This is a genomic window from Micromonospora sp. IBHARD004 (assembly GCF_052814115.1).
Genome location: NZ_CP199934.1, coordinates 5062081 through 5074723, shown reverse-complemented (window position 1 = coordinate 5074723; position 12643 = coordinate 5062081). Strand labels below are relative to the sequence as shown.

8 protein-coding genes are annotated in these 12643 nt (G+C 77.9%); 2 read left to right on the top strand and 6 right to left on the bottom strand.

The annotated features are described in order from the left end of the window. Nucleotides 1-2: 2 nt before the first annotated feature. From ACTWO6_RS24650 to ACTWO6_RS24635, 4 genes are all read right to left on the bottom strand, one after another. Nucleotides 3-1295 carry a DUF2314 domain-containing protein gene (locus tag ACTWO6_RS24650; RefSeq protein WP_446216160.1) on the bottom strand — a complete coding sequence of 431 codons (1293 nt, stop codon included), beginning with the start codon at nt 1293-1295 and terminating at the stop codon, nt 3-5. Nucleotides 1296-1360: 65 nt separating this feature from the next. Then, complete coding sequence (locus ACTWO6_RS24645) at nt 1361-2134, bottom strand: adenosylcobinamide-GDP ribazoletransferase (protein ID WP_446216159.1); 774 nt, start codon at nt 2132-2134, stop codon at nt 1361-1363. Beyond that, complete coding sequence (locus ACTWO6_RS24640) at nt 2124-4094, bottom strand: bifunctional adenosylcobinamide kinase/adenosylcobinamide-phosphate guanylyltransferase (RefSeq protein ID WP_446216158.1); 1971 nt, start codon at nt 4092-4094, stop codon at nt 2124-2126. The genes ACTWO6_RS24645 and ACTWO6_RS24640 overlap by 11 nt, the downstream gene beginning before the upstream one ends. A 96-nt stretch (nt 4095-4190) precedes the next feature. Then, entirely contained in the window at nt 4191-6104 is a 1914-nt protein-coding gene (locus tag ACTWO6_RS24635; protein ID WP_446216157.1) for a protein kinase domain-containing protein, read from the bottom strand. A gap of 147 nt (nt 6105-6251) precedes the next feature. Here ACTWO6_RS24635 and ACTWO6_RS24630 point away from each other — a divergent pair, with 147 nt between their 5' ends. Beyond that, nucleotides 6252-6452, top strand: coding sequence for a hypothetical protein (locus ACTWO6_RS24630; protein ID WP_446216156.1), 201 nt, complete (start codon nt 6252-6254; stop codon nt 6450-6452). Beyond that, the gene (locus ACTWO6_RS24625) at nt 6449-7246 is read left to right on the top strand and encodes a site-2 protease family protein (protein WP_446216155.1); all 798 of its coding nucleotides are present in this window, start codon (nt 6449-6451) and stop codon (nt 7244-7246) included. Before ACTWO6_RS24630 ends, ACTWO6_RS24625 begins: the two co-directional genes overlap by 4 nt. A 49-nt stretch (nt 7247-7295) precedes the next feature. Here the strand turns inward: ACTWO6_RS24625 and ACTWO6_RS24620 are convergent, their stop codons facing one another. Both ACTWO6_RS24620 and ACTWO6_RS24615 read right to left on the bottom strand, forming a co-directional pair. Beyond that, nucleotides 7296-8294 carry an aldo/keto reductase family protein gene (locus ACTWO6_RS24620; protein ID WP_446216154.1) on the bottom strand — a complete coding sequence of 333 codons (999 nt, stop codon included), beginning with the start codon at nt 8292-8294 and terminating at the stop codon, nt 7296-7298. Between the two features lie 73 nt (nt 8295-8367). Continuing rightward, on the bottom strand, nt 8368-12489 hold the full coding sequence (locus ACTWO6_RS24615; protein ID WP_446216153.1) for a WG repeat-containing protein: 4122 nt from the start codon (nt 12487-12489) through the stop codon (nt 8368-8370). Nucleotides 12490-12643 lie beyond the last annotated feature (154 nt).

Genomic DNA, 12643 nt, shown 5'->3' with positions numbered 1-12643 from the left:
GCTCAGTCGGGCTGCGGGCGTTCGCCGGCGTCGAGGACGGCCTGGGTCCAGCCGCCCTCGATGACGCCGGTGCCGTCGAGCAGGGCCCAGTCGACGACGTCGGTCGCCTCGACCACCACCGGGGCGCCGATCCGCACCGTCGCGTCGGTGGCGGCGTCGCTGGCGCTGACCCCGACGATCCGCTCCGGGCTCTCCCAGGAGGTCACCCCGGCCCAGACGAACTCGGGGCCGTCGTCGCCGGGGAGGCCGTACTTGACCACGAGCTGGGTCTCGGCGGGGAGCTGACCGGCCAGGAAGCGGGCCCGGATGTCGCCGAGCCCGGCCCGCGCGGTGGCGATCGCCTTGCTCATCGCGTCGCCGGGGCGGGCGTACCGGACGTCCGGCTGGATGCCGGCGAAGAGCGTGGCGCAGGCGGCCGCGAAGTACCGCCCCGCCGGGCCCGGGTGGCCGAGTGGCGGTCGCAGGCTGAGGAACGAGTCGGCGTCCGGGTCCGTCGCCGGGTCCAGCTCCAGCCGGAGCAGCACCGGCGCCGTCGCCCCATGCTGCTCCGGATTGCCGTACGCCACCGCGATGTCGTGGCCGGTCACCGTGGCCAGCACCGGGAGCTGCACGAACGCCGGCACCTCCTCGCCGGCCAGCCCGTCGGTCCAGTCCCGCAGCAGCCGCCGGGCCGCGCCGGTCATCACCGCGCCCCAGGCCCGGGTGAGGTGGTCCGGCACCCCCTGGGCCTGCAACTCCAGCAGCCCGAACCGGCGCAGCCCCTTGGTGGTGAACCAGAGCCCGTCGGCGTCCGAGGAGTAGGGCACCAGCACCCAGTCGACCAGCCGGATCCGGCCCTCGGCGTCCGGCAACGAGCGCAGCGCCGTCGCCGGGTCGAGGAACTGCAGGCCGAAGACGTCCACCACGTCGCTGCCGACGGTCTCGGCCACGGCGGCGGCCACCGCCCGGGCCGCCCACTCGTGCGCGGGGGGCCACCCCGGCCGGTACTCCGCCTGGACCACCACCAGGTGCGTCGCGGCGGCCAGCCGGGCCAGCTGGGCCTCGGTGGCGCCGAACGCGGTGAGCAGATCCGGCGGCAGTTCCGGGAACTCGCCGATCGGTCGGGTGTCCACGGTCATCAGCGGGCTGTCGAGCATCTGCTTCGCCAGGCCGTACACCGGCTCGGCGAGCCGTCCCGCGAGGGCCTTCACCGCCGTCTTGGGGCTGACCTTGGGCAGCCCGGCGATGGGCACGAGGTAGGTCGCGTCGAGCGACTCCGGCACGGGTACGGGCAGGAAGTCGTCCGTGATGAGCATGCCGTCCCCCATTGACCGCGCCGGTGCTGTCGTTCAAGAACGCTACCTGGCCGGGCGTGCCGCGCTCAGCCGGACAGCACCAGTCCCAGGTAGACCAGCGTGGTGACGATCTCCACGGTGGCGCCGAGCACGTCCCCGGTGACGCCGCCGAGCCGGCGTACCGCGTGCCCGAGCAGCCCGACCGCGACGGCGAGGGCGGCCACGACGGCGAGCGGCCCCTGCCACAGGCGGCCCGGCGCCGCCGGCACCGCCAGCAGCGCGACGGCGACCGTGCCGACGACCAGCGCGACCGGGCCCACCGTGCCGGCCACGAGCGCGCCCAGCCCCTCCGGCCGGGCGGCCGGGACGCCGCGTCGGCAGGCCACCGCGACGCCGAGCCGGCCCGCCGCGGTCGCGGCGACCACGCCTGCGAGCGCCGCCGGCCAGGACCGCCCGGCCAGCTCCGCGAGCACCGCGGTCTGGAGCAGGAGTACGACCACCAGCGCGACCACCCCGAACGGCCCCACGTCCGGCTTCTTCATGATCTCCAGCGCCGCCGCCCCGCGCCGGTACGACCCCAGCGCGTCCACGGTGTCGGCCAGCCCGTCCAGGTGCAGGCCCCGGGTGAGCAGCGCGCCGAGGCCGACGGTGACCCCGGCGGCGACCAGCGGGGGAGCGAGCGCGGCGGTCAGCAGCAGCACCCCGGCGAGCAGCGCGCCGAGCAGCGCGCCCACCGCCGGGGCGAGCGCCATCGCCCGGCCCGCCGCGACCCGGTCGATCCGGCCGGTACGCAGCGGCAGCGTGGTGAAGGTGGTGACCGCCAGTCGGACGCCGTCGGCGAGCCGCGACTCAGTCGGCACGCCGACCGGGGGAGTCCGGCACGGCGACCCGCTCGTCCGGCTCGACGGTGGTGGGCCCCGGCCCGGCCGGCTCGGGCTCGGCGAACTCGGGCTCGACGGTGGTGGGCCCGGGCCCGGCCGGCTCGGGCTCGGCGAACTCGGGCTCGGTGGTGGTCGGTCCGGGACCGGCCGGCTCCGGCTCGACGAAGTCCTCCTCGTCCTCCGGGTCGCCACCCAGCGACGGGTGCACCGGCAGGGTGGCGGCCAGCGCCAGCACCGAGCGCAGCAGCGGCAGCGTGGCCAGCGCGGTGGCCCCCTCGCCGAGGTCGAGCCGCAGGTCGAGCAGCGGGGTCAGGCCGAGCACGTCGGCGGCGAGCCGGACCCCCGGCTGCCCGCCGTGGTCGGGCAGCAGGCACCAGTGCCGGGCCTGCCCGGCCAGGTCCCGGCTGACCATGCCGGCGGCCACCCCGACCGGCCCGTCGAGCAGCACGGGCACCCGCCGGGCGGTCGCGCCGAGCAGCACCCCGGTCGCCACCGCGATGTCGCCGCCGGCCAGCTCGGCCAGTACGTCCTTGGCGTCGCGCGGCGAGCGCCGGGTGCGGTGCAGGGCGTCGCGTACCGCCGCGCAGCGGGTCATCCAGGCCGCGTCGTCGATCTCGCCGGACTCGGTGACCACCCGACCGAGCACGGCCGGCGGTTCCGCGCCGGCCGTCGCCGCGAGCACCGCCGCGGCGGCGGCCTCGGTGCCGGCGCTGCACGCCGCCAGCACCAGCAGTTGTACGCCCGCGTCGGCGGCCTGTTCGGCCAGCCGCCAGCCGTACCGCAGGGCCGACTCGACCTCGTCGGCGGTGAGCGCCGGTCCGTCCTCGATCGGGGCCGAGGCCGGCGCCTCGACCACCTGGAGCCCGGCGCCGCTCTCGGCGGCCAGCCGGGCCAGCGCGCCCCGACCGGCGCGGGCCTGCCGGGCGCGGCGGGCGGACTCGCCCGGCACCGCGCCGGCGGCGGCCCCGCCGGCGTGGTCGCCGTGCAGCAGCAGCACCCGCACCGAGGCCCAGGGCGCGGGGGTGGCGGTGCGCTGGGTGGCGGCGGCGAAGCCCACCACCCGGTCCAGCACCCCCAGCCCGGCGCCGGGCACGTCCAGGGTGGCGAGCCGGTCCACGGCCTGCGGGCCGGCGTAGTCGTCGGGCATCGGGAGTTCCATGCCGGGCTGGATGACCAGGCCGGTGGCGACCATCGGCAGGGCCATGGTCGGCGCGGCCCAGGCCGCGCTCACCTCGGGCGGCGCGGGGGCCGGCGCGGGCGGCGCGGTCGGGGTGAACACCTCCGGCAGCGCGGCCTCCGGCGCCCCGGTGACGCGGCTCGGCGCGGGCTCTTCGGGTGCCCCGGCCTGACCGGGACCGGCCTGCGCGGGCACCGCGGCGGCCCGCGGGGCGGCGGCCGGCTTCAGCCAGCTCGGCTGCCCGGCGATGACCAGCACCACGGCGTCGCAGGCGTCGGCGACCGCGCGGTTGGTCGCGCCCAGCGCGTCGGTGAACGCCCGACCGAGCGGGGTGGTCGGCACCAACGAGAGCCCGACCTCCGGGCTGACCAGCACGACCCGTGCGGCACTCGCCCGGAGCGCCGCCGCCAGCTCCTCGACGGTCGCGGTGTCGTCGGCGGGTTGGTGCGCCGGGTCGAGCAGGACCGTCACCCAGCCGCCGAGGTCGTCGACGAGCAGCGTCTCGTTCGACCCGGCGGCGGCGATGACGTCGGCCAGTCGGCGCGGGTCGTCCGCCGTCTCCTCGATCGTCCAGCTGCCCGGCCGCCGGGCCCGATGGGTCGCCAGGCGGGTCGCCCACTCGGTGTCCTCCGGGTCCCCCGCCGCGGCGGTGGCCACGTAGCGGACCGTCGGCGCGTCGGCGACCAGCGATTCCGCGAACTCGGACTTGCCGGACCGGATACCGCCGAGCACCAGGAGCGTGTTCCACCCGTCAACGGACATGCCCGTACCTTAAAGCCGTCCGGCGGGTCGCCGCCCGCCGCCCCGTATGCCGCCCGGCCGGCGGACGGCGGGGCCGGCCGGTCCGACCGGCCGGGCTCAGCCGCAGTGCTCGAACGGGCTGCCGTAGCTGGCCCCGGCCACCGCGCCGCCCCACTTCACGCAGGCCCCCGCGGCGCCCGCCCGGACCGGGCCGGCGTAGTACCCGAACGCGCCGCTGTCGGTGCTGCGGGTCTTCCCCTGCACCTCCAGGTACGCCGAGACGGTGGTGGCCCGGCCGACCTCGGTGTCCTTGAGGGTGACCACGCAGTTGGCCCCGCTGGCGCCGTTGTAGAGCAGGTAGACCCGGGCCCGGCGGGTCCCGTTCACGGTCAGCGCCGCCGAGTCGATCACCTGGTAGCCGCTGCCGCACACCTGCCCGGCCGTGTACGGGTTGGGCTTCTCCGGCGCGCTCGTCGTGCCGGACGGCTGCGGCGACCCGGTCGTGCCGCCGGCCGGGCGGGTCGCCGACGGGCCGGTCGTCGGGGCGGTCACCGGGTCCGTCGAGCGGGTCGGCGCGGCCGACGGGGACCGGGTGGCCCGGACGGTGCGGCTCGGCGTCGCCCCCGGCGTGTCCCCGGTGCCCGGCGCCGACGGCTGCCCCGGCGCGGTGAGCGCCGATTCCCCGGTCAGCGCGGCCCGGCGTTCCGGCGGCTCGGACCCGCCGGGCGGGCGCAGCGCCGCCACCGCGACCAGGGTGACCAGCGCGACCAGCACGACGCCCGCCGCGCCCGCCAGGGCCAGCTTCCGCCGCCGGGGGTCGCCCGCCGGCTCCTCCCGCGTCGGCGGGACCCCGGAACCGGCGTGCCGGTCCTGCTGCGGGCCGGGCCCGCCGGGCCGCGCGGCGGCCGGCCATCCCGGGCCGGGCGAGGCGGGGCCGTGCGGGCCCGGCGCGCCGTGCTGACCGGGGGCCGGCAGGTGCGGGGCGGCCGGCGGGTGCCCGCCGGGCTGACCCGGCGGCCCGGCGGGTGCTCCCGTGGAATGCCCGGTCGACGCCGGTCCGGCCGATCCTCCCGTGGGCTGGCCGGTCGACGGCGGTCCGGTCGGCGTCGCCGGGCCGGGGGTCGGCAGCCCGGCGGGGCCGGCGACGGCGGGGCCCGGCACCGCCCACGGCGGGCGGGGCGGCACCGGGACGCTGGCCAGCGTCGCGTCCCGGGCGTCCTCGGCGGCCTCGGCCATGGCGGCGGCGCCCGGGTACCGGTCGGCGGGGCTCTTGGCCAGCGCCCGGCGCACCACCTCCAGCACCGCCGGGGGCGTGCCCGGCGGGAGCGGGGCCGGCTCGTCCTGGACGTGTCGCAGCGCCACCTGGAGCGGATTCTCGCCCTCGAAGGGCGGGCGGCCGGCGAGGCAGTAGTAGGCGACCGCGCCGAGCGCGTACACGTCGGTGACCGGCGAGACCGGCTGGCCGGCCGCCTGCTCCGGCGACATGTACGAGGCGGTGCCGAGCACCATGTGGGCGGCGGTGATGCCGGCCATGGTGGTGGACCGGGCGATGCCGAAGTCCACCAGCACCACGCTGCCGTCCCGCTTGACCAGCAGGTTGCCCGGCTTCACGTCCCGGTGGACGATCCCGGCGAGGTGGGCGGCGTGCAGCGCGTGGGCGGCCTGTGCCACCACCGACATGGTGGAGGCCGGGTCGAGCCGACCGGCGCGGCGGACCCAGGTCAGCAGCGGCTCGCCGTCGACGTACTCCATCACCAGGTAGCTGACCTGGCTGCCGTCGGCGAGCGTCGCGGAGCCGAAGTCGTGGACCTGCACGATGCCGGGGTGCCGCAGCGCCGCCATCATCCGCGCCTCGGCGTGGAAGCGGGTGGTGAACTCCGGGTCGGCGACCAGCGACGGCAGCAGCACCTTCACCGCGACCGCTCGGTCGAGCAGGGTGTCGGTGCACCGCCAGACCGCCCCCATGCCACCGGTCGCGATGCGTTCGCTCAGCAGATAGCGGTCGCTGAGCACCACTCCTTGAGTCAGCACCGCGTCACCGTACCGGCCGGCGCCGATCCCGTTGATCCACCCGGTGGCCCGTCCGGTAGGTGGTGGGCCGGGCCGTGCCGCGCTCGGCCGACTACGCTTGCGGAGGTTTACGTCCCAGGGGACGACGGCGGCGAGGGGAGACGCGGCATGGCGTGGAGCTGGCGGTACGAGGGCACGGACGGCAAGTCGGTGGACGGGCCGGCGGAGTCGTTCGCGAGCCAGGCGGACGCCGAGTCGTGGGTCGGCCAGACCTGGCGGGAGCTCGCGGCGTCCGGCGTCACCTCCGTCGCGCTCGTCGAGGACGACCGGGTGGAGTACCGGATGAGCCTGCTGCCCCCGGCCGAATGATGGGCTACGACCGCCCGGGCGAGCCCCTGGTGCTCGGGGTGCCCCGGGCGGCGTTCCGGCCCAGCCCGGTCTTCCTCGCCCTGGTCGCGCTCTTCGTGACCAGCGGGGTGCTGGCCTGGCAGCGGTACGGCAACGTCCGGTTCGACGTCTTCCTCTTCGTGGTCTCGGGCTGGCTGGTCTCGCTCTGCCTGCACGAGTACGCCCACGCGGTGGTCGCGTACCGGGCCGGGGACCGGGACATCGCCCACCGGGGCTACCTGACGCTCAACCCGTTCAAGTACACCCACCCGCTGCTGTCGATCGTGCTGCCGGTGATCGTGGTGCTGCTCGGCGGCATCGGCCTGCCCGGCGGGGCGGTCTGGGTGGACCGGCACGCCATCCCCGGCCGGCTGCGGCACACCCTGGTCAGCCTCGCCGGCCCGGCCACCAACGTGCTGTTCACCCTGGTGCTGGTGGTGGCCCTGCGGATCGGCTTCGGCGCCGGCGGCTCGGTGGAGTTCTGGGCCGGGGTGGGTCTGCTGGCGTTCCTCCAGCTCACCGCCAGCGTGCTCAACCTGCTGCCGGTGCCCGGCCTGGACGGCGGCAACATGATCCAGCCGTGGCTGAGCCCGCAGTACCGCCGGACGTACGACCTGTTCGCCCCGTACGGCTTCATCCTGCTCTTCGCGCTGCTGTGGAGCCCGCGGATCGGCGGCTGGTTCTTCGGCGCGGTCTTCGGGATCGCCGACGTGCTGGGCCTGCCGCCGGCCTTCTACTCGATCGGTTTCGAACTGATCCGCTTCTGGCAGGGCTGAGCGGGCCCGGTCCGGCCGGCGTGACCGCGCCGGCCGGACCGGGCGGCGCTCACGGGCGCTGAGCGGGGGATTCGGTCTTCGCCGCGTCGTGCTCGGTGACCGGCTCGACGATCTCGTCGATCGCCTTGAGCAGGTCGGCGTCGAGCTTGACGCCGGCCGCCTTGACGTTGTCGTACACCTGCTCGGGCCGGGACGCCCCGACGATCGCCGAGGAGACGTTCGGGTTCTGCAGCACCCAGGCGATGGCGAGCTGCGGCATGGTCAGCCCGGCCTGCTCGGCCAGCGGCTTGAGCCGCTGCACCCGGGTGAGCACCTCGTCGGTCATGAACCGGGCGATGAAGCCGGCACCGGACTTCTCGTCGGTGGCCCGCGAGCCGGCCGGCGGCGGCTGGCCCGGCAGGTACTTGCCGGAGAGCACGCCCTGGGCCATCGGCGACCAGACGATCTGACCGACGCCCAGCTCCTCGCTGGTGGGGATGACCTCGGTCTCGATGACCCGCCAGAGCATCGAGTACTGCGGCTGGTTGGAGACCAGCGGGATGCGCAGCTCCCGGGCCAGCTTGTGGGCCTCGCGGATCTGCGACGCCGTCCACTCCGAGACCCCGATGTAGTGCGCCTTGCCGGAGTGCACGACGTCGGCGAAGGCCTCCATCGTCTCCTCCAGCGGGGTGCTGTAGTCGTACCGGTGGGCCTGGTAGAGGTCCACGTAGTCGGTCTGCAGCCGACGCAGGGAGCCGTCGATCGACTCCATGATGTGCTTGCGGGACAGGCCGCGGTCGTTGCGGCCCGGGCCGGTCGGCCAGTAGACCTTGGTGAAGACCTCGAGCCCCTCGCGCCGCTCGCCCTTGAGCGCCCGCCCGAGGACCGCCTCGGCCTTGGTGCCGGCGTACACGTCGGCGGTGTCGAAGGTGGTGATGCCGGAGTCCAGGGCGGCCCGCACGCAGGCGGTCGCCGCGTCCTCCTCCACCTGGGAGCCGTGGGTGATCCAGTTGCCGTACGAGATCTCGCTGACCATCAGGCCGGACCGGCCTAGGTGTCGGAATTCCATGCCCCGACCCTAGCCCCGTCGGTTGACGGTCACCGCCGCCGGTGGTGGCGCGGCGCACCGCCGCCCGGGCGGCTCACAGCACCGGGCTGGTGTCCGCGAGCAGCCGGTCGATCTCCGCGACCACCTCGGCGCGGCTCGGCTGCACCGGGTCGATCAGCGGCTCGCCGTTCCGGTCGAGCGCGCCCCAGCGGCCGGCGCCGTCGCCGACCAGGAAGGCGACCGGGTGGATCACCAGCACCCGGTACGCCGGCTCGACGATCACGCGGCCGGTGCGGTCCACCACACCCCGGCGGCCGGCCAGCTCCACCACGGCCAGGCCCTCCTCGGTGAAGCCGTCCACGTACCGGCCGTCGGGCAGGGCGGTGGGGAAGCCGTGGTACCGGGTCGGCACGACGAGCTGACCGGTCCGGTCGACCGCGCCCCAGCCGCCCCGGCGGACCGCCGCCAGGCCGCCCCGGAACGGGCGTACGTCCTCGAAGCCCGGCGGGATCTTCACCATGTTGGTCGGGTCGACCGCCATCCAGTTGCCCTTGCCGTCCATCGACACCCAGGCCAGGCCGCCGGAAAAGGAGCCCACCCCCCGGTAGCCGTTGTTCGCCTCGATCAGGGCGGACCCGGAGGTGTCGATCAGCGCCCACCGGGAGGCCTCCGGGCGGCGTACCCAGGCCCTGCCCTCGTGGAACGGCTGCACCTCGGCGTACCGGTGCTCGATCACCAGGTTGCCCTCGGCGTCGGCGTAGCCCCAGAGCTCCAGCTCCTCGTCGAAGGTGGGCGCCGGGGGCCGCTCGCCGCGCAGCATCTCGTCGCGGTCGCGCGGCCACGGGCCGAACCCGCCGGCCGCGGCCCGCTCCCGGACCGCGTCCAGCGCCACCCCGGTACGCGCGATCAGCTCCGGGTCGGCGCCCTGGCGCAGGTCCAGCGCCCGCTCGAAGTGGTGGCACGCCTCGATCAGCCGGCCCTGGTCCAAGCAGGACCGGCCGGCGTGCTCGTGCAGCGCCGCGCGCAGCCGGTCGGGCAGCTCCGGGGAGTTCGCCTCGGCGAAGAGCCGGTCCGCCTCCGCGTGCTCACCCCGCCAGCGCAGCACCTGGGCGAGCCGGGCACGCGCCAGCGCGGTCCGCCGCAGCTCGCCGGTGGCCTCGGCGTACGTGACCGCGAGCCGACCGTCGGCGAGCGCGTCGTCCAGCTCGCCGAGGATCCGCGAGGCCACCGAGCGGAGGCTGAGCAGTCGGGCCCGGCTCCGGTTGTCGAGTACGGTGCCCAGCTTGGCGGTGAGGCCGTCGCGGACGACCCGTAGCTCCTCCGGATCGGTCGCCTCCTCCCGCAGCGTCTCCGGGTCCAGCCGCCACCGGAAGGCGGCCAGCGCCTGCTCCGGGTCGGTCGGAGGCGCCGGCTGCTCCGCCGGCTGTTCGGTCTCGGTGGTGGTGTCGGGCTCCGGCTGCGGAGCCGCCGACACCGGCCCGGCGGGCGGCCCGGACACCGGCCCGGCGGGCGGCCCGGACACCGGCCCGGCGGGCGGCCCCGACACCGGCCGGGCGGAGGGCTCGGCCAGCGAGTCCGTGGGCGCCGCGGACGGCGGCCGGGCCGATCCGGCCGCCGGGTCCGCTGGCCGAGACCCGGGCTGTGCGGACGTGCGGCCGTGCGCGGGTGGTCCGGACACAGGCTGCGCGGGCGTGCCGCCCTGCGCGGGTGGTCCGGAGACACGCTGCGCGGGCGCGGACGCCGGTGCGGGCGGCGCGGAGACGGGCGGCCCGAAGACCTGGGCGGGCGGCCCGGAGACCGGCCGGGTGGATTCCACCAGCGGCGGTCGGACCGGCCCGGACGAGGGCGGCGCAGGAGGCCCGGCCGGCGGTGTGGACTGCGCGGGGACGGACTGCGCAGGCGGTCCCGAGACTGACTGGGCGGGCGGCCCCGAGAGGGACTGCGCAGGCGGTCCCGAGACGGGGGCGACCGGTGCCGGGGCGGCCGGCGGGACCGGGCGCTCCGACGGCGCGGGCGCCGGGTAACCCGGAGCGGTCGACGTCGGGGCGGCCTCGGTCGAGGCGGCGGGCGTCCCGGCGGACGGCCCACCGGCCTGCGCCGGGGCGGACGACGGCGGGACCGGCCCGGACGCGGGCGGCGCGGAGACGGGACGGTACGCCGGTGGAGCCGCCTCGGCCCGGGTGCCCCGCTCGTCCGGCCGGGGTCCGGCCGGGCCGGGGTACGCGGGCGGCGCCGGCCGGGCCGGCGCGTCGGCGACGGAGTGCCTCTCGCCGTGCCGGGCCGCCGTCGGGTGCGTGGCCGTCCGGTCGTCGTCGGCGTCCGGACCGGCGGGACGCCGCGTGGGCGCCGGCCCGGGGAGGTACTCCGGACGCAGCCCGGCGGCCGGCGGCGCGGAGGTCGGTCTCGGCTCCTCCGGCGCTGCCGGTCGCGGGGACCGGTCGTGGGTGTGCGGCTGGTCGGCCGGCGGAACCGGATACCCGGGCCGGCCCGGGACCGGCGCGCCCGAGGTGGGCGCCACCGGCCGGTCGTCGGGCCGGGTGCGGGCGGCGGGCTCGACGGGCGGGCGTCGGTCGTCGTCGTGCCGGGTGGGCGGGGGCTCGACCGGCCGGCTCGGCGACTCGTCGGGCCGGGCACGGCGAGCCGGCTCCGTCGGGGGGCGCCAGCCGTCGGTCGGCCGTGCGGTGCCCCGGTCGGCCGGCTGGCCCGGCCGCTCCTCGGGGCGGCGGAACGCGGGTCGGTCCTCCGGTCGGTACCGGTCGTCGGGCCGGGTCGCGGCCGGCTCGGGTCGCCGGCCGTCGTACCGGGGAGCGGCCTCCTCGGCCGGGTGGCGCTGCCATCCGTCCGGGTGCGATCCGGCGGGCCGCCGCTCGTCCCGGCCGGGCGGCGCGGGATCGACCGGGCGTGCCGCCCGACCGTCGGGGCCGGGCCGGTCGTTCGGTGCGGCCGGGGGACGCGGTCGCTCGTCCGGCCGGTACCGGGCCGGCTCGGTCCGGGCCCGCTGCTCGGCGGCGGGCCACTCCTCGGGACGGCGCCGGGGTTCGCCCTGGGGGCGGTGGGTGTCCGGCCGCTCGTCAGGGGTGAAGGCGGCGGGCCGGCCGACGGGTCGGGGGTCGCCGTGCGCCGGGCGGTGCGGGTCCGCGGCCGGCCGGCGCAGGCCGTCGCGCTCGGGCGCCGGAGACGCGTCCCGGTAGGTCTCGGCCCGCGCCGCGGCCTCCCGGCGCGGCTCGCGCTCCCGGGGCGGCGGGCCGTCGGAGCCCTGCTCCCGCCGGTCCGCGGGACCGCGCGGAGCGGTGGTGGGCCGAGCGTCGGCCGCCGGCGTGCCCCACTGGCGCTCCGAGCGGGCCGGCGCGTCCGGGCGCCGGTCGGCGGGGTGGGGTCGGTGCGGGAACTCGTCGGGCTCGGGCAGCCAGCCGGGCTCCGGCGCGGGGGAGACCGGCCGGTGGGGGGCGGCGTCCGGCGGCGGCATCCGCCGGCCGGATTCCGGGCGGCCCCAGGGCTGGTCGGGCCGGTCGCCGTGCCAGCCGGCGGCCCGGTCGCGATCCACCGTCCACTCCGGCGTGCGCCGGTCGTAGCGGCCGGGCCCGTGGTCGGCGGGCTGCGCCGGGCCGCGCCGCTGGAAGTCGTCGCCGGTACGGCCGTCCTCGACCCGCCCGTCCGTCCGGGGCCGCCGGTCGCGGGCGTCCACCTCGCCCCGCCGGTCCGACCAGGCCGGACGCTCGCGGCCGTCGGGCGTGGCGCGCGCGTCGTCCCGGCCGCGTCCGTCCGCCGCGTCGCGCCGCGCGCCCGGACCGGGGATCACCGGGTACGTGCCGCGCCGGTCACCGCCGCCGGGCACGACGGGGTAGGACCCGCGCCGGTCGCCGGGGGCGGGGCTGACCGGGTACGACCCGCGCCGGTCGCCGGGGGCGGGGCTGACCGGGTACGACCCGCGCCGGTCGCCGGGGGCGGGGCTGACCGGGTGGGACCCGCGCCGGTCGCCGGCGGCGGGGCTGACCGGGTGGGCGTCGTCGTGCGGGTCGCCCGGGGCGGGGCTGGCCGGCTGCACCTCGGCGCGCCCGACGACGGAGCGCCCGCGCGGGGCGGGCGGGGTCAGGTACTCGATGCCGATGTCGCCCGGGTACCGCTGGCCCGGGAACTGGGGGCGCCACTCGGTGGTCGGTTCGGCGACCCAGGCCGGCTCCGCCGGGTCGCGCCAGCGGTCGTATCCGCCACTCATCGGGGCACCCTGTCGCCGCCCGCGCGGCGCGGCCCCGGGGCCGGCTCGCGTCGCTCGCTCACGGCGATGTCACCTCGTTGGAAATTGTCGCGCCAGGCAACCCACGTGCCGGTAGAGTCGCCCGGTCCAGCACGTCATGGCTGCGGAAGGAGGG